This is a genomic window from Mycobacterium sp. AMU20-3851 (assembly GCF_043974665.1).
In the GTDB taxonomy this organism is placed as follows: Bacteria; Actinomycetota; Actinomycetes; order Mycobacteriales; family Mycobacteriaceae; genus Mycobacterium.
In genome coordinates this window covers 3,101,205-3,125,068 of the sequence record NZ_CP146371.1, presented here as the reverse complement: position 1 = coordinate 3,125,068, position 23,864 = coordinate 3,101,205, and the positions used below count along the sequence as shown (strand labels likewise).

Annotated in this window: 22 protein-coding genes; 12 read left to right on the top strand and 10 right to left on the bottom strand. The window is 67.9% G+C overall.

Annotated elements, in window-relative coordinates:
* Nucleotides 1-20: 20 nt before the first annotated feature.
* The 6 genes from gap (at nt 21) to V4U86_RS14875 (ending at nt 7,768) form a co-directional block, all read left to right on the top strand.
* Nucleotides 21-1,043 carry a type I glyceraldehyde-3-phosphate dehydrogenase gene (gene gap / locus V4U86_RS14900; protein ID WP_395306756.1) on the top strand — a complete coding sequence of 341 codons (1,023 nt, stop codon included), beginning with the start codon at nt 21-23 and terminating at the stop codon, nt 1,041-1,043.
* 9 nt (nt 1,044-1,052) lie between these two features.
* A complete protein-coding gene (locus V4U86_RS14895; RefSeq protein ID WP_395306755.1) occupies nt 1,053-2,276 on the top strand; it encodes a phosphoglycerate kinase in 1,224 nt (407 codons plus the stop codon).
* A 21-nt stretch (nt 2,277-2,297) separates the two neighbouring features.
* The gene (gene tpiA / locus V4U86_RS14890; RefSeq protein WP_395306754.1) at nt 2,298-3,083 is read left to right on the top strand and encodes a triose-phosphate isomerase; all 786 of its coding nucleotides are present in this window, start codon (nt 2,298-2,300) and stop codon (nt 3,081-3,083) included.
* 84 nt (nt 3,084-3,167) lie between these two features.
* On the top strand, nt 3,168-3,404 hold the full coding sequence (secG, locus tag V4U86_RS14885) for a preprotein translocase subunit SecG (protein WP_073854696.1): 237 nt from the start codon (nt 3,168-3,170) through the stop codon (nt 3,402-3,404).
* Nucleotides 3,405-3,452: 48 nt separating this feature from the next.
* Nucleotides 3,453-6,248: a phosphoenolpyruvate carboxylase gene (ppc, locus tag V4U86_RS14880; protein WP_395306753.1), complete on the top strand. Its 2,796-nt coding sequence runs from the start codon at nt 3,453-3,455 to the stop codon at nt 6,246-6,248.
* Between the two features lie 218 nt (nt 6,249-6,466).
* On the top strand, nt 6,467-7,768 hold the full coding sequence (locus tag V4U86_RS14875) for an HNH endonuclease signature motif containing protein (RefSeq protein ID WP_395306752.1): 1,302 nt from the start codon (nt 6,467-6,469) through the stop codon (nt 7,766-7,768).
* Nucleotides 7,769-7,944: 176 nt separating this feature from the next.
* On the opposite strand, the gene V4U86_RS14870 is transcribed toward V4U86_RS14875, so the two are convergent.
* Nucleotides 7,945-8,316 (bottom strand): ATPase, encoded by a 372-nt coding sequence (locus V4U86_RS14870; RefSeq protein WP_395306751.1) that lies wholly within the window; start codon nt 8,314-8,316, stop codon nt 7,945-7,947.
* A 65-nt stretch (nt 8,317-8,381) separates the two neighbouring features.
* Between V4U86_RS14870 and V4U86_RS14865 the strand changes: the two genes are divergently transcribed.
* Nucleotides 8,382-8,525: a hypothetical protein gene (locus V4U86_RS14865; RefSeq protein WP_395306750.1), complete on the top strand. Its 144-nt coding sequence runs from the start codon at nt 8,382-8,384 to the stop codon at nt 8,523-8,525.
* A 26-nt stretch (nt 8,526-8,551) separates the two neighbouring features.
* A complete protein-coding gene (locus V4U86_RS14860) occupies nt 8,552-9,616 on the top strand; it encodes an alanine racemase (protein WP_395306749.1) in 1,065 nt (354 codons plus the stop codon).
* On the opposite strand, the gene pgl is transcribed toward V4U86_RS14860, so the two are convergent.
* From pgl to tkt, 5 genes are read right to left on the bottom strand one after another with little or no spacing between them, the layout of a single operon-like run.
* Nucleotides 9,617-10,345 (bottom strand): 6-phosphogluconolactonase, encoded by a 729-nt coding sequence (pgl, locus tag V4U86_RS14855; RefSeq protein ID WP_395306748.1) that lies wholly within the window; start codon nt 10,343-10,345, stop codon nt 9,617-9,619.
* Entirely contained in the window at nt 10,338-11,249 is a 912-nt protein-coding gene (opcA, locus tag V4U86_RS14850) for a glucose-6-phosphate dehydrogenase assembly protein OpcA (RefSeq protein ID WP_395306747.1), read from the bottom strand. Before opcA ends, pgl begins: the two co-directional genes overlap by 8 nt.
* A 19-nt stretch (nt 11,250-11,268) precedes the next feature.
* Complete coding sequence (gene zwf / locus V4U86_RS14845) at nt 11,269-12,810, bottom strand: glucose-6-phosphate dehydrogenase (RefSeq protein WP_395306746.1); 1,542 nt, start codon at nt 12,808-12,810, stop codon at nt 11,269-11,271.
* Between the two features lie 39 nt (nt 12,811-12,849).
* A complete protein-coding gene (gene tal / locus V4U86_RS14840; protein WP_395306745.1) occupies nt 12,850-13,965 on the bottom strand; it encodes a transaldolase in 1,116 nt (371 codons plus the stop codon).
* Nucleotides 13,966-13,983: 18 nt separating this feature from the next.
* Nucleotides 13,984-16,074, bottom strand: a complete 2,091-nt coding sequence (tkt, locus tag V4U86_RS14835) for a transketolase (RefSeq protein ID WP_395312053.1) — start codon at nt 16,072-16,074, stop codon at nt 13,984-13,986.
* Between the two features lie 219 nt (nt 16,075-16,293).
* Between tkt and V4U86_RS14830 the strand changes: the two genes are divergently transcribed.
* The 3 genes from V4U86_RS14830 to V4U86_RS14820 all read left to right on the top strand — a co-directional run bounded on the left by V4U86_RS14830 (nt 16,294) and on the right by V4U86_RS14820 (nt 19,112).
* Nucleotides 16,294-17,220, top strand: coding sequence for a heme o synthase (locus V4U86_RS14830; RefSeq protein ID WP_395306744.1), 927 nt, complete (start codon nt 16,294-16,296; stop codon nt 17,218-17,220).
* A gap of 93 nt (nt 17,221-17,313) precedes the next feature.
* On the top strand, nt 17,314-18,192 hold the full coding sequence (locus tag V4U86_RS14825) for a DUF1254 domain-containing protein (RefSeq protein ID WP_395312052.1): 879 nt from the start codon (nt 17,314-17,316) through the stop codon (nt 18,190-18,192).
* A gap of 35 nt (nt 18,193-18,227) precedes the next feature.
* Nucleotides 18,228-19,112 carry a DUF4349 domain-containing protein gene (locus V4U86_RS14820; RefSeq protein ID WP_395306743.1) on the top strand — a complete coding sequence of 295 codons (885 nt, stop codon included), beginning with the start codon at nt 18,228-18,230 and terminating at the stop codon, nt 19,110-19,112.
* On the opposite strand, the gene V4U86_RS14815 is transcribed toward V4U86_RS14820, so the two are convergent.
* Nucleotides 19,109-20,080: a quinone oxidoreductase family protein gene (locus V4U86_RS14815; protein ID WP_395306742.1), complete on the bottom strand. Its 972-nt coding sequence runs from the start codon at nt 20,078-20,080 to the stop codon at nt 19,109-19,111. The two genes, V4U86_RS14820 and V4U86_RS14815, sit on opposite strands and share 4 nt — an antisense overlap.
* A gap of 17 nt (nt 20,081-20,097) precedes the next feature.
* Between V4U86_RS14815 and V4U86_RS14810 the strand changes: the two genes are divergently transcribed.
* Nucleotides 20,098-21,036, top strand: a complete 939-nt coding sequence (locus V4U86_RS14810; RefSeq protein WP_395306741.1) for an ATP-grasp domain-containing protein — start codon at nt 20,098-20,100, stop codon at nt 21,034-21,036.
* A 20-nt stretch (nt 21,037-21,056) separates the two neighbouring features.
* Here V4U86_RS14810 and V4U86_RS14805 read toward each other — a convergent pair whose 3' ends face one another.
* The 3 genes from V4U86_RS14805 to V4U86_RS14795 are packed head-to-tail and all read right to left on the bottom strand — an operon-like array spanning nt 21,057 to nt 23,824.
* The gene (locus V4U86_RS14805; RefSeq protein WP_395306740.1) at nt 21,057-22,106 is read right to left on the bottom strand and encodes an ABC transporter ATP-binding protein; all 1,050 of its coding nucleotides are present in this window, start codon (nt 22,104-22,106) and stop codon (nt 21,057-21,059) included.
* An 18-nt stretch (nt 22,107-22,124) separates the two neighbouring features.
* The gene (locus tag V4U86_RS14800) at nt 22,125-22,961 is read right to left on the bottom strand and encodes a carbohydrate ABC transporter permease (protein ID WP_395306739.1); all 837 of its coding nucleotides are present in this window, start codon (nt 22,959-22,961) and stop codon (nt 22,125-22,127) included.
* Nucleotides 22,961-23,824, bottom strand: a complete 864-nt coding sequence (locus V4U86_RS14795) for a carbohydrate ABC transporter permease (protein WP_395306738.1) — start codon at nt 23,822-23,824, stop codon at nt 22,961-22,963. Before V4U86_RS14795 ends, V4U86_RS14800 begins: the two co-directional genes overlap by 1 nt.
* Between the last annotated feature and the right edge of the window lie 40 nt (nt 23,825-23,864).

The following is a 23,864-nucleotide window of genomic DNA, read 5'->3' as shown; positions in this document are numbered from 1 at the left end:
CCCACAACTAGGAGAGACACGTGACCATCCGGGTAGGCGTTAACGGCTTCGGTCGAATCGGACGTAACTTCTTCCGCGCCCTCGATGCGCAGAAGGCAGCCGGCAAGAACACCGACATCGAGATCGTCGCGGTCAACGACCTGACCTCGAACGCGACGCTCGCGCACCTGCTGAAGTTCGACTCGATCCTGGGCCGGCTGCCCTACGAGGTGAGCCTCGAGGGCGAGGACACCATCGTCGTCGGCGACCACAAGATCAAGGCGCTGTCGGTCAAGGAGGGCCCGTCGGCCCTGCCCTGGGGCGACCTGGGCGTCGACGTCGTCGTCGAGTCGACCGGCATCTTCACCAAGCGCGACAAGGCCCAGGGCCACCTCGACGCGGGTGCCAAGAAGGTCATCATCTCCGCGCCCGCCAGCGACGAGGACATCACCATCGTGCTCGGCGTGAACGAGGACAAGTACGACGGCAGCCAGAACATCATCTCCAACGCCTCGTGCACCACGAACTGCCTCGGCCCGCTGGCCAAGGTCCTCAACGACGAGTTCGGCATCGTCAAGGGCCTGATGACCACCATCCACGCCTACACCCAGGACCAGAACCTGCAGGACGGTCCGCACAGCGACCTGCGCCGCGCGCGGGCCGCCGCCATCAACATCGTTCCCACCTCGACCGGCGCCGCCAAGGCCATCGGCCTGGTGCTGCCCGAGCTGAAGGGCAAGCTGGACGGCTATGCCCTGCGGGTGCCGATCCCCACCGGCTCGGTGACCGACCTGACCGCCGAGCTGAAGAAGTCGGCCACCGCCGACGAGATCAACGCCGCGATGAAGGCCGCGGCCGAGGGCAAGCTCAAGGGCATCCTGAAGTACTACGACGCCCCGATCGTCTCCAGCGACATCGTCACCGACCCGCACAGCTCGCTGTTCGACGCCGGCCTGACCAAGGTCATCGACAACCAGGCCAAGGTCGTCTCCTGGTACGACAACGAGTGGGGCTACTCCAACCGCCTCGCGGATCTGGTCGCCCTGGTCGGTAAGTCGCTGTAGCTCGCGATCATGGCGATCAATTCACTGTCTGACCTGCTCGCCGAAGGTGTTGAAGGTCGGGGCGTCCTGGTGCGCTCCGACCTCAACGTCCCCCTCGACGACAACGGAACCATCACCGACCCGGGGCGCATCATCGCTTCGGTGCCCACGCTCAAGGCACTCGCCGAGGCGGGGGCCAAGGTCGTCGTCACCGCGCATCTGGGCCGCCCCAAGGGCGAGCCGGATCCCAAGTTCTCGCTCGCCCCGGTCGCCGCGGCGCTGTCCGAGCAGCTGGGCCGGCACGTCCAGCTGGCCGGCGATGTCGTCGGCACCGATGCGCTGGCGCGGGCCGAAGGCCTGACCGACGGCGACGTCCTGCTGCTGGAGAACATCCGCTTCGATGCGCGGGAGACCAGCAAGGACGACGCCGAACGCCTGGCGCTGGCCAAGGCGCTGGCCGGTCTGGTCGAGGGCGCCGACGGTACACCCGGAGCGTTCGTCTCCGACGGGTTCGGTGTGGTGCACCGCAAGCAGGCGTCGGTCTATGACGTCGCCACCCTGCTGCCGCACTACGCCGGCACGCTGGTGGCCACCGAGGTAAAGGTGCTCGAGCAGCTGACCAGCTCGACCGAGCGTCCGTACGCGGTGGTGCTGGGCGGGTCCAAGGTGTCCGACAAGCTCGCGGTCATAGAGAATTTGGCCACCAAGGCCGACAGCATCGTCATCGGCGGCGGCATGTGCTTCACATTCCTTGCCGCCCAAGGGGTTTCGGTCGGTTCCTCGCTGCTGCAGGAGGAGATGATCGATACCTGCAAGAAGCTGCTGGAGACCTATGGGGACGTCATCCACCTGCCGGTCGACATCGTGGCCGCGGACAAGTTCTCCGCCGACGCGAACACCGAAACCGTGGCCGCCGACCGCATTCCGGACGACAAGATGGGTTTGGACATCGGTCCGGAGTCGGTCAAACGGTTCACCGCGCTGCTGAGCAACGCCAAGACGGTGTTCTGGAACGGCCCGATGGGCGTGTTCGAGTTCGAGGCGTTCTCGGCCGGCACGAAGGGTGTCGCCGAGGCGATCATCGGGGCCACCGGCAAGGGCGCGTTCAGCGTCGTCGGCGGCGGCGACTCCGCAGCGGCGGTGCGTCTGCTCGGCCTGCCCGAGGACGGCTTCTCGCACATCTCCACCGGCGGTGGTGCATCGCTGGAGTACCTGGAGGGCAAGACCCTCCCCGGCATCGACATCCTCGATTAGACGGACTGGAGGCGAAACAACATGGCCCGTAAGCCGCTCATCGCCGGCAACTGGAAGATGAACCTCAATCACTTCGAGGCCATCGCGCTGGTGCAGAAGATCGCATTCGCCTTGCCGGACAAGTACTTCGACAAGGTCGACGTGACCGTCATCCCGCCGTTCACCGATCTGCGCAGCGTGCAGACGCTGGTCGACGGGGACAAGCTGCGCCTCACCTACGGCGCCCAGGACGTGTCGCAGCACGATTCGGGTGCCTACACCGGCGAGATCAGCGGCGCGTTCCTGGCCAAGCTGGGTGTCACCTTCGCCGTCGTCGGGCACTCCGAACGCCGCACCTACCACGGCGAGACCGACGAACTGGTCGCCGCCAAGGCCGCCGCCGCCCTCAAGCACGGTCTGACGCCGATCGTGTGCATCGGTGAGGCGCTGGAGGTCCGCGAGGCGGGCAACCACGTCGAGTTCAACGTGACCTCGCTGCGCGGGTCGCTGGCCGGGCTGACGGCCGAGCAGATCAGCCAGGTCGTCATCGCCTACGAACCGGTCTGGGCGATCGGCACCGGACGGGTGGCCAGCGCCGCCGACGCGCAGGAAGTGTGCGCCGCCATCCGCGCCGAACTGGCCGAACTGGCCGACAAGGACGTGGCCGCATCGGTGCGGGTGCTCTACGGCGGCTCCGTCAACGCCAAGAACGTCGGCGAGATCGTCGGTCAGACCGATGTGGACGGCGCTCTGGTCGGTGGCGCCTCGCTGGACGGGGAGCAGTTCGCCACGCTGTCCGCGATCGCCGCCGGCGGCCCGCTGCCGTGATCGACGTGGGGGCGATTTGCGCACCTCTACCGGCGCTCAGCGCCGGTTTTCGTGCGCAAATCACCCCCGTGTAGGCTGTCCGCCATGGAACTCGCTCTGCAGATCGTGCTGATCATCACCAGTCTCCTGACGGTGTTGCTCGTGCTGCTGCATCGGGCCAAGGGCGGCGGTCTGTCCACCCTCTTCGGCGGCGGCGTGCAGTCCAGCCTCTCCGGCTCGACCGTGGTGGAGAAGAACCTGGACCGGCTGACGCTGTTCGTCGTCGGCATCTGGCTTGTCTCCATCATCGGCATGGCGCTGCGCATCAAGTACAACGCCTAGGCCGGGGCTCGTTCTGCGCCGCATGTGCGCGGGACGGATAATCGACTGATGGCTGACGCACCGGATTCTGTCCTCGCCCCTGTCGGATCGGTGTACCGGACGCAGGTCGGCCGGGAGGCCACCGAACCGATGCGCGAGGACATCCGGTTACTCGGGGCCATTCTCGGCGACACCGTGCGGGAGCAGAATGGTGATGCCGTCTTCGACCTGGTGGAACGTGCCCGGGTGGAGTCGTTCCGGGTGCGCCGGTCCGAGATCGACCGGTCCGAACTGGCCGACCTGTTCCGCGATGTCGATGTGCACCAGGCGATTCCGGTCATCCGTGCGTTCACCCACTTCGCCTTGCTGGCCAACGTCGCCGAGGACATCCACCGCGAGCGCCGCCGCGCGATCCATGAAGCCGCCGGCGAGCCGCCGCAGGACAGCAGCCTGGCGGCCACCTATCGCAAGCTCGACGAGGCGCAACTGGACGCCACCGAGGTGGCCGACGCTCTGACCGGCGCGCTGGTGTCCCCGGTGATCACCGCGCACCCCACCGAAACCCGGCGTCGCACCGTCTTCGACACCCAGCACCAGATCACCGAACTGATGCGGCGGCGCCTGCACGGGCACACCCGGACCGAGGCCGGTCGCGACATCGAGACGGAACTGCGCAGGCACATCCTCACCCTCTGGCAGACCGCGCTGGTGCGACTGTCGCGGCTGAAGATCTCCGACGAGATCGAAACCGGCCTGCGGTACTACCCGGCGGCGTTCCTCGAAGTCATCCCGCGGGTGAATGCCGAGGTACGCGCGGCCCTGCAGGAACGGTTCCCGGGCGCCGAGCTGCTGGCCCAGCCGATCCTGCGTCCGGGATCCTGGATCGGCGGTGACCGCGACGGCAACCCGAACGTCACCGCCGAGGTGGTGCGGCTGGCCAGCGGCCGGGCGGCCTTCACCGCCTTCGACCACTACTTCGGCGAGATCACCGCGCTGGAGGAGGAGCTGTCCATGTCGGCGCGGTTGGTGCAGGTCAGCGCCGCTCTGACCGCGCTCGCCGATGCGTGCGATGAACCGGCCCGCGGCGACGAACCCTACCGCCGCGCGCTGCGGGTCATCCATGCCCGGCTCACCGCGACGGCCGCACAGATCCTGGACCGCCAGCCCGAGCACGAACTCGATCTCGGATTGCCGCCCTACGGGACCCCGACCGAGCTGCTCGACGACCTGGACACCGTCGACGAATCGTTGCGCGCCAACGGCTCTGCGGTGCTCGCCGACGACCGGCTGGCGCGCCTGCGGGAAGCGGTGCGGGTGTTCGGATTTCACCTGTCCGGTTTGGACATGCGGCAGAACTCCGAGGTGCACGAGAACGTGGTCGCCGAGCTGCTGGCCTGGGCCGGGGTGCACGAGGATTACCTGTCGCTGTCCGAGGACGAACGGGTGGCCCTGCTGGCCACCGAGATCGGCACCCGACGGCCGCTGATCGGTCCCGGCGCGCATCTCTCCGAGCTGGCGAGCAAGGAACTCGGCATCGTGCACGCTGCGGCGCGGGCCGTTAAAGTATTTGGGCCGCAGGCGATTCCGAACTACATCATCTCGATGTGCCAGTCGGTATCCGACATCCTGGAGGCGGCGGTGCTGCTCAAGGAGGCCGGGCTGTTCGTGATCTCCGGCGACGAGCGGTACGCCCCGGTGGGCATCGTGCCGCTGTTCGAGACCATCGACGATCTGCAGCGCGGATCCTCGATCCTGGAAGCCGTGCTGGATGTCCCGGTCTACGCGGCCGCGGTCGCTGCCCGGGGCGGCCACCAGGAAGTCATGCTGGGGTATTCGGATTCCAACAAGGACGGCGGTTATCTGGCGGCGAACTGGGCGTTGTACCGCGCCGAACTCGACCTCGTCGAGTCCGCGGAGAAGACCGGAATCCGGTTGCGGCTGTTCCACGGTCGCGGCGGAACCGTCGGCCGCGGCGGCGGGCCCAGCTACGACGCCATCCTGGCCCAGCCGCCGGGGGCGGTGCGCGGGTCACTGCGCATCACCGAGCAGGGCGAGGTGATCGCCGCCAAGTACGCCGAACCGCGGATCGCACACCGCAACCTGGAAACCCTGCTGGCCGCCACCCTGGAATCCACCCTGCTGGACTTGGAAGGGTTGGGGGATTCTGCGGCTGACGCGTACGCGGTGCTCGACGATCTTGCCGCACGCGCCCAGCGCGCGTACTCCGAACTCGTGCACGAGACACCGGGATTCGTCGAGTACTTCAAGGAATCGACGCCGGTCAGCGAGATCGGTGCGCTCAATATCGGCAGCCGGCCGACCTCGCGTAAACCGACCACGGCGATCTCCGACCTGCGGGCCATTCCATGGGTGCTGGCCTGGAGCCAGTCCCGGGTGATGCTGCCCGGTTGGTACGGCACCGGAACGGCCTTCGAGGAGTACGTGGCAGGCGGGGCGGGCAGACTCGAGGTGCTGCAGGACCTCTACGAGCGGTGGCCGTTCTTCCGGACGGTGCTGTCGAACATGGCACAGGTGCTCGCCAAATCGGATCTGGGCCTGGCGGCACGGTATTCGGAGCTGGTGGCCGATGAGGATCTGCGGGCCCGGGTGTTCGACAAGATCGTCGCCGAGCATGAGCGCACCGTCCGGATGCACGGACTCATCACCGGCCAGGATGATCTGCTGGCCGACAACCCGGCGCTGGCCCGGTCGGTGTTCAACCGCTTCCCGTACCTGGAACCGCTGAACCATCTGCAGGTCGAACTGCTGCGCCGGTACCGGTCCGGTGACGAGGACGAGCTGGTGCAGCGGGGCATCCTGTTGACAATGAGCGGGCTGGCCAGCGCGCTGCGCAACTCTGGCTAGCGCACGGGGACCGATGTCCTGGGACATCACCCTTGCACGCCTTGGCTTTCGGATGTAGCATCGAACACAAGTTCGAATGCGATGTTGCTCCCAGTGCTTGACGGTGAGCTTCAGACCGCGACTCCGGTCGCCGAGAGGTTCTTCTGTCCTGCGGGACTGGTCGAACCGCCTTGCCTGATCGTGCCTGTGGGCACCTTCTGTGAAAGTCGGTATCCGTCATGGACGCCACTCATCTCGACAGTTTCGTCGATACGTTGATCGATGATCTCGCCGTCACCGCTGTCCCGGAGGACGATGCCGGGCGCACGTTGTTCCATCTGCTGGACTGTCCGCGGCGGGTGGTCGATGAGCCCTCGCTGCTGGCGGTGCTGGTGGCCGCAGTCACCGCCCGCAACCTGCTCGACCATGTGATCGCCCAGGCAGTTTCGGCCGCGGAGCGGCTCGGCATCCCGGCGCGCCGGCACCTACGTACGGGGGCCGACCTGCTCACCAGCCTGGGCGTGGCCCCGGGCGCCGCGCAGCGCTTGGTGCGGGTGGGCCGGGCGGCGCACACCCTGCCCGCGCTCACCCGGGAACAACGCTTGGGCGGGATCGGTATCGAATTCGCCGACGCCGTCGGGCGGGGCGTCTCCCACATCCAAGCCCGGACCCCTCTGTCGGAGGAGGACCGAGCGAAGGTCGTGACGAAGCTGATGATTCAGACCACCCCAGCTGAGGTCGCGGAAAAGGCCCGCACGAACGCCATCGAGCGTGCCTCGACGGTGCCGGGCGACGCAGGCGCGGTGCCGATCGCCGAGAACACTGACCTCAACGAGATGACGCTGGTGCAGACCGACGAAGGACGCGTCGCGGCGACTCTGGATCTGGATGCGCTGACCGGGGAGGAACTGTTCGCCGCGCTGGACCCGTTGTGCCGGCCGGTGCCACAACCGGACGGATCGCCGGACCCGCGACCACCCGGGCGGCGGCGCGCGGACGCGTTCGGGCAGATCATGCGCACGTATCTGTCGAGTTCGCAGCGCCCGATGTCGGGGGGTGTGCTGCCGCACGTCACCCTGATCCGGCCAGCCGGCGTCGACACCCTCGGCTTCACCGGGCCGGTCAGCGCGCCCACCGCCGACCTGATCTCCTGCGACAGCACCCTGGCCACGGTGATCGTCGACGGCGCGGGAGCACCGCTGGATGTGGGACGCGCCGAACGGCTGTTCACGCCGATCATTCGTAAGGGACTTAGCGTGCGCGACGGTGGTTGTGCGTTCCCGGGTTGTGGGCGGCCGGTGTCCTGGTGCGATGCCCACCACATCACACCGTGGAGCGCCGGGGGCACCACCAGCATCGACAACGGGGTGTTGCTTTGCCGGCGCCACCACACCCTGATTCACCACGATGGCTGGCGGGTCTACCTCGGCCCCGACCGCCACCCCTGGTTCATCCCACCCCACGACCCGGCCGAACCCCAACCACCCCATCTGCGTTCCCACGCACGCAGAACCATGACCGACCTACCCACCGCCGCATAACCGAATCCCACCGCGCACCTTGACAACTCCACAGTGAACCCGCCTTGCCGGGTTGTTCATCCGCGACCGTCACCGCACACTGAGAGATCGTGTCGGTTGATGGATCGGACGGTGCACGATACCGATTGTGTTGAGGGCCAATCCGATTACGGGTTCTGAGCACACAGCTCAGGACACTAGATTCGGGCTGCCCGGCGCACCTGGGTGATCGCGCCCCGCACGGCGCTCTCGACCGACGCCAGCGGGGCGGCGATCGCCTCGCCGATCTCGACGATGGCCTCCACCCGCGCCACGATCAGCTCGAGCCGCTCCACCATGCTGATCAATCGCGGCGCGAGCTCGTCGATGCTGGTGATGGTGGCGTTGAAACGATCCAGTGTGACGTCGAGATCGCCGATGGAGCTGTTCAAGGTGACGACGGTCCGGTCCAGGTCGACCAGCAGCGCCTCGACCTGCACCACGGTGGCATCGGCGTTGAGTGCCGCCTGGGTGAGCGTCTTGATCCGCCGGCTCGCCGGACGGGTTCGACCGTCGCCCTTGTCTGCCATAGGGCCAGTATGTCGCCGCCCCGTTCGGAAGGGAACCGAAACGGCCGGACCTGCGTCTGACCTGTATGGCGAACTTCTGCTGCGGGAGCCCGCGGTTACGCACGGACGCCGGTTCGGCCGGCGCGGTGGCCGACTACCTCGCCGGGTACGGCGAGGCGCTGGCCGACCGCGGCACGGACGGCCAGCCCGAGCGGTCGGCCGACGACTGACGGCGCGGTTGGGTACTGTCCGTGGGATGCTGGACATCGAGACACCGGCCCTGGTGGTCGATCTCGCGCGGTTGACATCGAACATCGCGGCGATGGCGGACGCGGCTCGCGGCAAGGCCGTCGATCTTCGGCCCCATGCCAAGACGCACAAGAGCATTCAGATCGCCAACCTCCAGATGGGTGCCGGTGCCGTCGGCATCACGGTGGCGACCGTCTCCGAGGCCGAGTCCTTCGCCGACCACGGGATGGACGACATTCTGATCGCCTACCCGATCCTGCCGCTGGGGGCGAAGGCGAGGAGATTCCGCGAACTCCTCGACCGGGTGCAGCTGCGGGTCGGAGTGGACAGCGCCGCGGGAGCGTCGGCGATAGCCCGGGCCGCGGACGGGCGCGACGTCTCGGTGCTGATCGAGATCGACAGCGGTCAGCACCGGACCGGGGTTCCCGCAGCGGAGGCGGCGGCCCTTGCGGTGGAGTGCGATCGAGCCGGGCTGACCGTTGCCGGTGTCTTCACCCACGGTGGGCACGCGTACTCGAGCCCCGACGCACCGGGCCGGGCAGGCGCGGACGAGGGCGATCAGCTCGCGCTCGCCGCCCGCGCCGTGCGGGATGCAGGATTCGACATCGCCGTTGTCAGCGCGGGATCGACGCCGACGTGGAGATCGCCGCGACCGCCCGAGGTCACCGAGGAGCGCCCCGGCACATATGTGTTCGGTGACCGTCAACAGGTCGCGCTGGGGTCCCAGGACCCGGACGCCTGTTCGGCCTGGATCGCCGCCACCGTCGTCAGCTCCCGCGGCGACCGCCTCGTGATCGATGCCGGATCCAAGGCGCTCACCGGCGAGCGGCCACAGTGGCTGGACGGCTACGGCAGCGTTGCCGAGCTGGGCAACGCGGTGGTCACCCGGGTTTCGGAACACCACGGGATCCTCGACAACGTGGACACCTCGGCCGTCTCCGTCGGCGACGTGGTGTCGGTGCTGCCCAACCACATCTGCACGGCGGTCAACCTTTTCGACGAGTACGTGGTCGTCGACGACGGACGGGTCACCGAGCGATGGGAGCTCATCGCCAGGGGCAGGAACGTCTAGCTAGCCGCGATCGCCGGGCAGTTTCGCGGCGGCGGCCTCGTCCAGCAGCCACACGGTCGCCTCGCGGCCGACGGCGCCCGCAGCCGGGATGTCGACCGGATCGGCACCGCCGATCGCCGCGGCGACCGCATCGGCCTTCTCCGCACCGGCGACCACCAGCCACACCTCCCGGGCGCGCCGGATCGCGGGCAGCGTCAGCGTGATGCGGCGCGGCGGCGGCTTGGGGGAGTCGGTCACCGCGACCACCAGCCGGTCGCTCTCACGTACCGCATCGGTGTCGGGGAACAGCGAATTGACGTGGCCCTCACCGCCCATCCCGAGCAGGTGCACGTCGAACTCGTCGGGCAGCAGCGCCTCGTAGGCGGCCGCCGCGTCGTCGATGGCGTCCCCGAAATCCCCGTCGCTGGCGGCCATCGGATGCACGTTCGCCGGTGGAATGGCGATGGTCTCCAACAGCGCTTCGTACGCCTGGCGGTGATTGCGCTCGCCGTCCGCCGCGGGCACGAAGCGCTCGTCGCCCCAGAACAGCTGCACCTTGGACCACTCGATGTCGGGGCCGTAGGAGGCGACGTGGCGCAGCAGCGCGATGCCGACGGTGCCGCCGGTCAGCACGATGACCGCCTCCCCACGGGCGGCGATGGCCGAGGTGATGGCGCCGACCAGACGTGCCCCGGCGGCCGCGGCGAGGACCTTCGCGTCGAGGTAGGTCTCCAGCACACGCTCAGACATATGTCACCCTGTCGATTCCCTGTAGTGCTTCGAAGTAGATCTCGTCGGCATCCAACCGCCGCATGTCCTCGGCCAGGCAGTCACGGGTCTCCCTGCGCGCCAACGGGATCTGCGCGTCCGGCTTTCCGGTGCGGGTGAGGGTCGCGGTGATGCCGTCCTGCGGGCGGCTCAGCGTGATGACCTCGCTGGGCCTGGTCATCTCGACCTTCAGCTCGCCGATGGCACGGGTGACGGGGCAGTCGAGCCGTCCGGCCAGCCATCCGGCCAGGACGTCCAGCGCCGGTTCGTCCTTGAGCCCGGACACCACGACCGAGGTGATCGGTTCATGCGGGGCCTCGTCGACGGCGGCGGTCAGCAGCGCGCGCCAGTAGGTGATCCGGCTCCACGCCAGGTCGGTGTCGCCGGCGGTGTAGCCGGAGAGTCGGCTCTTGATGCAGGCCAGCGGGTTCTCCCCGTTGGTGGCATCGGTGATGCGGCGGATCGCCAAGCGTCCCAACGGGTCCTGCGCCGGAATCGGCGGCGCGAGCTCGGGCCACCAGGTCACCACCGGCGTGTCGGGCAGCAAGAACGGAGTCACCACGCTGCTGGCGTGGTCGGCGAGCGGCCCGGACAACCGCAGCACCACCACCTCGTTGGCGCCGGCGTCGCTGCCGACCCGCAGCTGCGCGTCCAGCCGCGCGTCCTGCGCCGTCCGGTCCCCGGGGATGACCACGATGACCCGGCAGGGATGCTCCCGGCTGGCCGCGTTGGCGGCCTCGATCGATTCCTCCAGCACCATCTCGGTATTCGGCGCGATGACCAGTGTCAGCACCCGGCCGAGGGTGATCGCGCCGCCCTCTTCGCGCAGCGCGATGATCTTCTTGTTGATGGCACCGGTGTTGGTGTCGGGCAGGTCGATGATCATGGCTCGACTCCTAGCAACATCACGGCCTCCGCCATTCGCGTCCGGTCCGGCGCAGCATCTCGAACGCCGACTCCGGGCCCCAGGTGCCCGACTCGTAGGTATCGGGTTTGCCGTGCGAGGCCCAGTACTGCAGCGCCGGATCCAGGATCTTCCAGGACAATTCGACTTCATCGTTGACCGGGAACAGGGACGGCTCCCCGAGCAGCACATCCAGGATCAGCCGCTCGTAGGCCTCCGGCGATTCCTCCGCGAACGCCGAGCCGTAGGAGAAGTCCATGCTGACGTCGCGGACCTCCATGGCGTTGCCGGGCACCTTGGACCCGAACCGCAGGGTGATGCCCTCATCCGGCTGCACCCGGATCACCAGGGCGTTCTTGCCCAGTTCCTCGGTCATGGTGGCGTCGAAGGGCAGATGAGGCGCCCGCTTGAACACCAGCGCGATCTCGGTCACCCTGCGGCCCAGCCGTTTTCCGGTCCGCAGATAGAACGGCACACCGGCCCAGCGTCGGGTGTCGACATCGACGGTGATGGCGGCGAAGGTCTCGGTGAGCGAGGTCTTGGAGAACCCCTCTTCGTCGAGCAGGCCCACCACCTTCTCGCCGCCCTGCCAGCCCGCCGCGTACTGGCCGCGCGAGGTGGTCTCGTCCAGTGGCTCGGCCAGCCGGCTGGCGGCGAGCACCTTGATCTTCTCGGCCTGCAGTTCGGCGGGGGAGAAGCTGACCGGCTCCTCCATCGCGGTCAACGCCAGCAGCTGGATCAGGTGGTTCTGGATGACGTCACGGGCAGCGCCGACGCCGTCGTAATACCCTGCGCGGCCACCGAGTCCGATGTCCTCGGCCATGGTGATCTGCACGTGGTCCACATAGTGCGCGTTCCAGATCGGTTCGAACATCTCGTTGGCGAACCGCAACGCCAGGATGTTCTGCACGGTCTCCTTGCCGAGGTAGTGGTCGATGCGGAACACCGACGACTCCGGGAAGACGGAGTTCACCAGAGCATTCAGCTCCTCGGCGCTGGACAGGTCGTGCCCGAACGGCTTCTCGATGACGACCCGGCTCCAGCTGCCGTCGGTCCTGGCGGCCAGCCCGGTCCTGGACAGCTGCTGGAGCACCTGCGGGAAGGCCTTCGGCGGGATCGACAGGTAGAAGGCGTGATTGCCGCTGGTGCCGCGTTGGGCGTCCAGGGTGTGCAGCGTGTCGGCGAGCCGGCCGAACGCCTCGTCATCGTCGAAGGTGCCCTGGACGAACCGGAATCCCTCCGCGAGCCGGTCCCACACCTCCTGCCGGAACGGGGTGCGGGCGTGCTGCTTGACCGCCTCGTAGACGACATGGGAGAAGTCCTCGTCCGCCCAGTCCCGCCGGGCGAACCCGACCAACGCGAAACTGGGCGGCAGCAGACCCCGATTGGCGAGATCGTAGATCGCCGGCATCAACTTCTTGCGGGCGAGATCACCGGTGACACCGAAGATCACCACCGCGCACGGCCCCGCGATACGGGCCATGCGCTTATCGCGTTTGTCCCGCAGCGGATTACGCCAGGCGGGAGCTTCGGTCGTGCTCATCGGCGTTCCTCTGCTCGTTGTCGCTCGCGGCCGGTGCGTCTACTTCTTGGCGGCGTCCAGCTGGCCCTGTGTGGCTTCCAGCAGTTCGGCCCAGGACTTCTCGAACTTCTCGACGCCCTCCTCCTCGAGGACCTTGAACACGTCGTCCTTGTCGATGCCGGCCGCGACCAGCGCGTCGAACACCCCTTGGGCGGCGGCCGCGGTGCCGGTGACGGTGTCACCGGTGACCACACCGTGGTCGGCGACGGCATCCAGAGTCTTCTCCGGCATGGTGTTCACGGTGTTCGGGGCCACCAACTCGGTGACGTACAGGGTGTCCGAGTAGTCCGGGTTCTTGACCCCGGTAGAGGCCCACAACGGGCGTTGCGCGCGGGCGCCGGCGGCCTGGAGAGCGGCGAACCGCTCACCGCCGAACACCTCCTCGTAGGCGGCGTAGGCGAGGCGGGCGTTGGCCACCCCGGCCTGGCCACGCAGGTCCAGCGCCTGCTGCGACCCGATCTTCTCCAGCCGGGCATCGATCTCGGTGTCCACCCGGGACACGAAGAACGAAGCGACCGAATGGATCTTGGACAGATCGTGACCGGCCTCCTTGGCCTTCTCCAGGCCGGCCAGGTACGCGTCGATGACGGCACGGTGGCGCTCCACCGAGAAGATCAGCGTCACGTTCACCGAGATGCCCTCGGCGATCACCGCGGTGATGGCCGGCAGCCCGGCCAGCGTGGCGGGGATCTTGATCAGCAGGTTGGGACGATCCACGATCTTCCACAACTCGATGGCCTGCAGGATGGTCTTGTCGGTGTCGTGCGCCAGGCGCGGGTCGACCTCGATGGACACCCGGCCGTCCACGCCGTCGGTGGCCTCGTAGACCTTGGCCAGCACATCGCAGGCGTTACGGACGTCGTCGGTGGTGACGGTGCGGATGGTGGCATCCACATCGGCTCCCTGGGCGGCCAACTCGTTGACCTGATCGTCGTAGGCGTGTCCCTTGGACAGGGCGGCCTGGAAGATCGACGGGTTGGTGGTGACACCCACGACGCTCTTGGTCGCGATCAGATCGGCGAGGTTGCCGGTCTGCAGCCGCTCGCGGGACAGATCGTCGAGCCAGACGGATACGCCCGCTGCGGACAGTGCTGCGAGATTTGCGTTCTGAGACATGGTTTTCGCCTTACTTCCTTAGTTGTCGAGAGTTCGTTCGGCGGCAGCGACGACGGCTTCAGCGGTGAAACCGAACTCACGGAACAGCGTCTTGTCGTCGGCGGATTCGCCGTAGTGCTCGATCGAGATGATCTCGCCGGTGTCCCCGACCAGCTTGTGCCAGGACTGCGCGACACCGGCCTCCACGGCCACCCGGGCCGAGACATCCGGCGGCAGCACCGAATCCCGGTACTCCTTGGGCTGGGACTCGAACCACTCGACGCAGGGCATGGAGACGACCGCTGCGACCACGTCCTTGTCGGCCAGCAGCTTCTTGGCCTCGACGGCCAGTTGCAGTTCCGAACCGGTGGCGATGATGATCACGTCGGCATCGGAGGCGTCGTCCCCGCCGAGGACGTAACCGCCCTTGGCGACACCGTCGGAGTCGGTGCCCTCCAGCACGGGGATGCCCTGCCGGGTCAGGATGAAACCGACCGGGCCGCTGCCGTTTCCGCGGGCGATGATGCTGCGCCAGGCGTAGGCGGTCTCGTTCGGGTCACCGGGGCGCACCACCGAGAGGTTCGGGATGGCGCGCAACGCCGACAGATGCTCGATGGGCTGGTGGGTGGGCCCGTCCTCGCCGAGACCGATGGAGTCGTGGGTCCAGATGTAGATGGTGTCGATGTCCATCAGCGAGGCCAACCGCACGGCGGGCCGCATGTAGTCCGAGAACTGCAGGAAGGTACCGCCGAAGGCGCGGGTCGGGCCGTGCAGCACGATGCCGGACAGAATCGATCCCATCGCGTGCTCACGGATGCCGAAGTGCAGCACCCGGCCGTACCAGTCCGCGGAGAAGTCGTCGGTGGAGATGCTCGGCGGGCCGAACGATTTCACGCCCTTGATGGTCGTATTGTTGCTGCCGGCGAGATCGGCTGAGCCGCCCCACAATTCGGGTAGTTTCGGGGCCACATCGTTGAGCACCTGACCGAAGGCGGCGCGGGTGGCGACCGCCTTGGAGCCCGGCTCCCAGTAGGTGATGTCCGAATCCCAGCCCTCAGGCAGCTCTTCGGCGGTCAGCCGGTCGAGCAGTTGCTTGCGCTCGGGCTCGCGCTCGGCCCAGGCGTCGAACTCGGTCTGCCACTTCTGGTGCGCCTCGCGACCGCGGTCCACCAGCTTGCGGGTGTGCGCGATGACCTCGTCGCGGACCTCGAAGTTCTTCTCCGGGTCGAAGCCGAGGATCTTCTTGGTGGCCGCGACCTCGTCGGCGCCCAGCGCCGAGCCGTGCACGCCGCCGGTGTTCATCTTGGTCGGTGCCGGGTAGCCGATGATGGTGCGGATCGAGATGAAGGACGGCTTGTCGGTCACCTTCTTGGCCTCGGCGATGGCGGCCTCGATGTCGACCACGTTCTCGCCGCCGACGATCTCCTGCACGTGCCAGCCGTAGGCGCGGTAGCGGTCGGCGACGTTCTCGCTCAGCGCGATATCGGTGTCGTGCTCGATGGAGATGTGGTTCTTGTCATAGAAGACGATCAGGTTGCCCAGCTGCTGGGTGCCGGCCAGGGAGGAGGCCTCGCTGGTGACGCCCTCTTCGATGTCGCCGTCGGAGGCGATCACGTAGATGTAGTGGTCGAACGGGCTCTCACCGGCCGGGGCGTCCGGGTCGAACAGGCCGCGCTCGTAGCGGGCGGCCATCGCCATGCCCACCGCCGAGGCCAGGCCCTGTCCCAGCGGGCCGGTCGTGATCTCGACACCCTTGGTGTGCCGGAACTCGGGGTGGCCGGGGGTCTTGGACTTCCAGGTGCGCAGTGCCTCGATGTCTTCGAGCTCGAGGCCGAAGCCGCCCAAGTACAACTGCAGGTAGATGGTCAGGCTGGAGTGGCCGCAGGACAGGATGAACCGGTCGCGCCCGAGCCAGTGGGTGTCGGACGGGTCGTGGCGCAGCTGACGCTGGAACAGCGTGTAGGCCAGCGGCGCCAGGCTCATCGCGGTACCGGGATGGCCGTTGCCGACCTTCTGGACCGCATCGGCGGCCAGCACACGCACGGTGTCCACCGCGACGGTATCCAGGTCGGTCCAGTCATCGGGATGGTTCGGTTGCGTGAGGGCAGTTATCTCTTCGGCGGTGGTCACTACCGTCACTCCTAAACTTTTTTCTGTACTGCGGACTTCACTACGACAAACACCCTAGTGCCGGGGACTCATCCGCTGCAGACCGGTTCCTGCAGGTTTGGGTACCCGTAACTCCACGTTTTCCACGAACCCACCCTGCGGTGTCGGGTCCGCTCCGGGTGCGGTCTACCATCGTCTGTAGTAGAAGCCCGCGTGACCGCTGCCCGAGGAGTTAATTGCGTGAGCATTAGCGAGCGCCGGCATGTCAGTGGCGCCCCCCACCGGATCCGATCCAAGTTCCTGGCGTACGTGGCGCTGACGAAGCCGCGCGTCATCGAATTGTTGCTGGTGACGACGATTCCGGCGATGCTGCTGGCCGACCGGGGCACCGTCGATCCACTGCTCATCCTGAACACTCTGATCGGCGGCATGATGGCCGCCGCGGGTGCCAACACGCTGAACTGCGTGGCCGACGCCGATATCGACAAGGTCATGAAGCGGACCGCGCTGCGGCCGCTGGCCAAGGCGTCGGTGCCCACTCGTCATGCGCTGATCTTCGGGTTGGTGCTCACGGTCGGCTCGTTCGCCTGGCTGTGGTGGACCACCAACCTGCTGTCCGGCCTGCTGGCCGTGGCGACCATCGCGTTCTACGTCTTCGTCTACACCCTGCTGCTCAAACGCCGCACGTCACAGAACGTGGTCTGGGGCGGAGCGGCCGGCTGTATGCCGGTGATGATCGGCTGGTCCGCGGTGACCGGCACGATCCAGTGGCCGGCGCTGGTGATGTTCCTGATCATCTTCTTCTGGACGCCGCCGCACACCTGGGCGCTGGCCATGCGGTACAAGGAAGACTACAAAGCCGCAGGCGTGCCGATGCTGCCCGTGGTGGCCACCGAGCGCCAGGTCACCCGGCAGATCCTGATCTACACCTGGCTGACGGTGCTGGCCACGCTGGCGCTGGTGCTGGCGACCGGCTGGCTGTACGCCGCGGTCGCGGTGCTGGCCGGCGTGTGGTTCCTGGTGATGGCGCACCAGCTGTACTCCGGGGTGAAGCGCGGGCAGCCGGTGAAGCCGTTGCGGCTGTTCCTGCAGTCCAACAACTACCTCGCGGTGGTGTTCTGCGCGCTGGCCGTCGATTCGGCGCTGGCATTGCCGCATCTGTTCTAGGTCCGCTGTTCTAGATTTCTCGGCGTGAGCCCCCAACTGCCGGTCACCCCGGACAACTTCGCGCGTGCCGAATCGGACCTGTACTTCGCCGGGATGGTCGGCGACGGCGGGTTCGGTGCGTTCAGCCACCACCGTGAACCTGCCGCGATCGACAACCAGCTGGTGATCCGGCTGAACCGCGACACGCTGTACTCGGCGGCCGTGTTCGATCTGGATGCCGGTCCGGTCACCCTCACGCTGCCCGACAGCGCCGGCCGGTTCATGTCGGCGCAGATCATCAACGAGGACCACTACACGACCGAGGTCGCCTACGCCCCGGCCACGCTCACCCTGACCCGCGACACCGCCGGCACCCGGTATGTGATGGCCGCGGTGCGGACCCTGGTCGACCCCGACGACGCGACAGACGTGGCGGCCGTGCACGCCCTGCAGGACGCCATCGGGGTCAGTCAATCGGATTCCGGCGCATTCGTGGTCCCGCAGTGGGATCCGGTGAGTCAGAAGACCGTGCGCGACGCGCTGATCGTGTTGTCCACCACCCTGTCCGACACGTCCCGAATGTTCGGAGCCCGGACCGAGGTGGATCCGGTGCGCCACCTCATCGGATCGGCGTTCGCCTGGGGCGGCAACCCCGAACGCGATGCGCTGTACCTCACGGTCGTGCCGGCGGCCAACGACGGCCAGACGGTGCACCGGCTGGTGGTGCACGAGGTTCCGGTGGACGGCTTCTGGTCGATCTCGGTCTACAACAAGGACGGCTATTTCGAGCCGAACTCGCAGGCTGCCTATTCGGTGAACAACATCACCGGGGTCAAGGAGCAGGACGGCAGCACGGTGATCCAGTTCGGCGGGACCGGTGCGGCGAATCTGCTGCCGATCACCGCGGGATGGAACTACCTGGTGCGGCTGTACCGGCCGCGCCCGGAGATCCTGGACGGCTCCTGGACCTTCCCGATTGCTCGGCCGGTTTGACCGGACCGGACATCCTGGCGCCGCTACCATGCGTTATGACCTTGGGGTGGGCGCTGCGGGCCCTGGCGGGCCTCGTCGTGATGGTGGTCGTCGTCGGCTCGGCCGCGTGTTCGTCCGGTTCGCCGCCGGGGGCCACCGACAGGGTCGAGCAGTTCCAGTCCGACGGCGGATCGGGTGGCGCCCCGCTGCCCTCGGAAATGCCGATGACCGGGCCGGTGCCGCAGGAGGCGCCGAAATCGCCGCCCGCCGTGCAGCGTGACGTCGTCAAGACCGCCAGCGTCACGGTCACCGCCGAGGAGCCGTCCTCGGCGGCCGACCGCGCCGCGGACCTGGCCACCGATGCCGGTGGGCGGGTCGACAGCCGCACCGAGTACGGCGGTTCGGCACTCGACCGGGCGCGGATCACCCTGACCCTGCGGGTGCCCGCGGACAAGCTGGACGGTCTCGTCGACGGGCTGAAGCAACTCGGCACCGTCGATTCCCTGGATATGCGGGTGGAGGACGTCACCAGTCGGCGGGTCGATCTGGACGCGCGCATCAAGGCCCTGCAGACCTCGGTGGACCGGCTGCTCGCGATCATGCGGGACGCCGAGGATCCGAGCGCGCTGATCGAAGCCGAGAACGCGCTGTCACAGCGCCAGGCCGACCTGGACAGCCTGCGCGCCCAGCGTGCCACGCTGGGGGAGCAGATCTCCTACAGCACGGTCACCGTCGAACTGATCGCACCGGTGGCCGGCGGACCGGCGCCCGAGCGCTATCAGGGCTTCCTCGGGCAGATCGAGCGCGGCTGGGACGCCCTGGTGGACACCGGCACACACCTGTTCCTGCTGTTCGGTCTGCTGCTGCCGTGGGCCGGCGCCGGCCTGGTGCTGCTCGGTCTGCTGTACGGCGGCTACCGGCTGAGCAAGGCGCGTCGCTAGGGGACCAGCACCACCGAGCCGACCGTCCGGCGGGCCTGCAGGTCGGTGTGCGCACGCTCGGCCTCGGCGAGCGGGTAGCGCTCGCTGACCGTGATGGTGATCGACCCGTCGGCGATCGCGTTGATCAATTCACCTGCCCGCCATGAAAATTCGTCGGCGGTGCTGGTGTAGTGGCCGAGATTGGGCCGGGTGAGGAACACCGACCCGGCGGCGTTGAGACGCTGCGGATCCACTGGCGGCACCGGCCCGCTCGCGGCACCGAACAGCGCGAGGGTGCCGCGGATCTTGAGGCTGGCCAGGCTGGCGTCGAAGGTGGTGGCACCCACACCGTCGTACACCGCGGCGACCCCGCCGTTGCTCAACCGTTTGACCGTGGCCCCGAATTCCTCGGCGTCCTGCGGGTATTCCAGCACCTCGACCGCACCGGCCTGCCGAGACAGCTCGGCCTTCTCCGGTGTCGAGGCGGTGGTGATCACCCGGGTGCCCAGGCTGGTGGCCCACTGGGTGAGGATCAACCCGACCCCGCCGGCCCCGGCGTGCACCAGGATGGTGTCGTTGGGTTGCACCGGGTAGGTCGACTTCAGCAGATAGTGTGCCGTCATGCCCTTGAGCAGTGCCGACGCGACCGCGTCCGGCGCCACCCCGTCGGGCACGTAGGCCACGAAGTCGGCGGGGGCGACGCAGAAGTCGGCGTAGGCGCCGACGGCGTTGGCGGTGACCACCCGGTCGCCGACGGCCAGCGCGGCGACCTCGTCACCGACGGCGGCGATGGTGCCGCACACCTCGGTGCCCACCACGAACGGAACCTGCCGTGGGTACAGGCCCGACCGGAAGTAGGTGTCGATGAAGTTGACGCCGATCGCCTCGGCCTTGATCAGCACCTCACCCGGGCCGGGGGTGGGCTCATCCTTCTCCACGTAGCTCAGGACCTCAGGTCCGCCGGTGCGGGCGACTTCGATGGCATGCATGTCCCTATCATCCATGTGTGAAGCTGGCCCGTCCCGATCTGTTCCATCCGCGCATCGTGTTCGCGAGTTGCGCGGCCCTCCCGGAGGGCGACAGCGACGACGACGGGCTGGTCGCGGCCATGCGGGCCCGCGGGCTGCAGGTGCAGTGGAAGTCCTGGGATGATCCGGCCACGCTGCAGGCCGATCTGGTGGTGCTGCGGGCCACCTGGGACTACAGCGAACGCCTCGACGAGTTCCTGACCTGGACGCGGGCGGTGCGCAACCTGCTGAATCCGGCCGACCTGGTGGCCTGGAGCACCGACAAGCACTATCTGCTCGACCTCGCCGAGGACGGTCTGCCGATCGTGCCCACCTGGTACTTCCCGGTCGGCGCGCCGGTACTGATTCCCGACGGGGAAGTGGTGGTCAAACCGGCGGTCGGCGCCGGGTCCGTCGGCGCCCAACGGTTCGTCGATCCCGGTGCGGCGACCGCGCATGCCGAGACACTGCACAGCGACGGGCGCGCCGCGCTGGTGCAGCCCTACGACCCGCGCATCGTGTCCGGCGAGACCGCCCTGGTCTTCCTCAACGGCCGGCCCTCACACGCGTTCACCAAGGGCCCGATCCTGCCGCCCGCCGGGCAGCGACCCGAATTCGAGGAGACCGGCACGTTCGCCGCGGAGAAGCTCGGTGCCGCCGACCCCGAGGACGAGGTCTGGGAGATCGGTCGCGCCGCCGTCGTCGCCGCGTGCAGACGCTTCGGCATTCCCGCCAATGAGCTGCTCTATGCCCGGGTCGACGTCATCGGCGGTGCCGAGGACCCGCGCCTGCTGGAGCTGGAACTCGTCGAGCCGTCCCTGGGGTTCCGTCAGCTGAGTGCGGCCGAGAAAAGCCGTGCCGAACGCGATTACGCGCGCGGGGTCGAGACCGCGCTGGAGCGGCTCGGGCTGGGCCCGCTGTCCCGGCGCCGCCCCTAGCCGGATACACCCGGGCCGGCTCACGCCTCGATGCGCAGGCCGGTGTGTACGTCGAACCGGTGCGCGTCGCGGGCGGACAGGCCGACCGGGGCGCCCGGGGTGATGGCGCTCAGCGCGGCCGCGTCGACGACGCTGGTCAGCTGCTGATCGGCGGCGCGGACGGTGATGATGGCCCGCGGCCCGAGCAGCTCGACCAGTTCAACGGTGGCGGCGCCGCCGGAGGCCGGGGTCAGGATCAGGTCGTCGGCGCGCACACCGACGGTCACCGAGGAGGCGTCCGGTCCGCCGACCGTCATCCGCAGCCCGGACTCGGTGCGGAGTTCACCCGCGACCACCGCGCCGTCGATCAGGTTCATCTTCGGGCTGCCGACGAAGGTCGCGACGAACGTGTCGGCCGGGCGGCGGTAGACCTCCTCCGGCGGTCCGGCCTGGGCGATGCGGCCGTCGCGCATCACCACGATCCGGTCCGACAGGGTCATCGCCTCTTCCTGATCGTGGGTCACGTAGAGCGAGGTGATGCCGAGTTTGCGTTGCAGGCGCAGCAGTTCGGTACGTGTTTCCACCCGCAGCTTGGCGTCCAGATTGCTCAGCGGTTCGTCGAACAGGAAGACTGCGGGCTCGCGGATGATGGCGCGGCCGATCGCGACGCGTTGCTGCTGGCCACCGGAGAGGTCCTTGGGTTTGCGGTCCATCAGTTTGCCCAGGCCGAGCGAGTCACCGATCTCGTCCGCGCGCCTGTGCGCCTCGGCGCGCCCGATCTTTTTGGCCCGCAACGGAAACGCGATGTTCTCCCGCACCGTCAGGTGCGGGTAGAGGGCGTAGTTCTGGAACACCATGGCGATATCGCGGTCCTTGGGTTCCAGCGCGGTGACGTCCCGGTCCCCGATGTGGATGGTGCCGGAGGTGACCTCCTCCAGCCCGGCCAGCATGCGCAGCGAGGTGGTCTTCCCGCACCCGGAGGGGCCGACCAGCACCGTGAGGGTGCCGTCGGCCAGTTCCAGGTCGAGTTCGGATACCACGGTCGTTGTCCCGTAGGACTTTTCGACCTGGGAGAATTTCACCGATGCCATAACTGTGTCCTCGTTCGTCTAGTACTTGACCGCGCCGCCGCTGATCCCCTGGACCAGGCGTCGCTGGATGAAGAAGCTGGCGATCACCACCGGGATGATCGCGATCATGATCGCCGCGCTCATGGTGCCGATCTGCACACCGCGGAAGGTGTTGAAGTTGGCAATCGCCACCGGCAGGATCGCGGCGTTCCCCGGGGCCAGGATCAACCCGTAGAACAGGTCGTTCCAGGACAGCGTGAAGCCGAAGATGCCGGCCGCGCCGATGCCCGGGAACACCTGTGGCAGCACCACCATCCGGAAGGCCTGCCAGCGGGTGAGACCGTCGACTCGGGCCTGTTCCTCGAGGGAGGCGGGCACGGCCTCGAAGAAGCCGATCAGAAACCAGGTGACCAGCGGCAGCACGAAGGAAAGGTGGGCGAAGATCACCGGCACGATGGTGTCGGTCATGCGCAGTGCGTGGGCCATGGTCAGGAACGGGAACACCAGCACCGCGGGCGGCACCACCTGGGCGGCCAGCATGCCGAACCGGGTCAACGACCCACCGGCGCGGTACTTGGCGATCACGTAGGCGCCCATGCTGCCGACCACCAGGCTGATGGCCACCGTGATGACGCCGACCAGCGCGCTGCGTCCGGCGGCGGCGAATACGCCGGAGTCCAGCACATTGCGCCAGTTCTCCATGCTGGGGGAGAAGAACAGCAGGAACGGTTCCGACATCTGTTCGGGCGTCTTGAAACTGGCCAGGGCCACCCAGACGATGGGAAACAGCACGAAGACGAAGGCAGCGGCGATCACGGCGAGGCGCAGCGTCTCGAGCCCGCGGCCCGGGCGGCTGACGAAGGCGGGCAAACCCATCACGCGGTCCTTTCCGCGTTCCGGCTGCGCTCCATGGCGCGGAACGCGATGACGATCACGGCCAGGACCACCGCGAGCACCACGAACGCCATCGCGCTGGCCTGTGCGAGCCGGAAGAACTGGATGCCTTCGAGATACATGTAGTACTGCAGCGTCTGGGTTTCGGTGCCCGGGCCACCGCGGGTGGTGGCGTAGACGTACTCGAACACCCGCAGTGCGTCCAGCCCGCGCAGCACCACCGCCACGGTGAGCACCGGGGCGAGCATCGGGATGAGCACCCGGCGCAACCGGTAGACGGGGCCGGCGCCGTCCACCCGGGCCGCCTCCATGGGCGATTTCGGTAGCGATTCCAGGCCGGCGAGGATCAGCAGCACCATGAACGGGGTCCACTGCCAGACGTCGATGAACGCGAGCGTCAGCAGCGCGCGGCCGGAGCCGAAGAAGTCGTAGCCGGCGCCCACCGCGTGCAGCAGGGCCGGCACCGCCCCGATCTGGTCGTTGAGCAGGAACCGGAAGATCAAACCGACCGCGATCGGGGTGATGAACATCGGTGCGAGCACGATGGCGCGGGACAGGTCCTTGACCCAGCGCTGCTGGTGCAGGGCGAGCGCCAGGGCGAACCCGAGCACCAGTTCCAGCGCCACCGCGATCACCACGTAGGTCGCGGTGGTGGCGAACGCCTCCCAGAAGGCCGGGTTCGACAGCGCGGTGACGAAGTTCTGCGCGCCGACGAAATCGGGTTGCTTGCGATCGGTGAGCTTGTAGTTGGTCAGTGAGAGATACGCCGCGTAGCAGAGCGGGAATCCGACGGCCACCGCGAAGAGGGCGAGCAGCGGCGCGAGCATGCCGTACTTGAACTTCATCGTCAGCGCCCTCGCCGTCCCGATGTGATGGCGGTGGCCG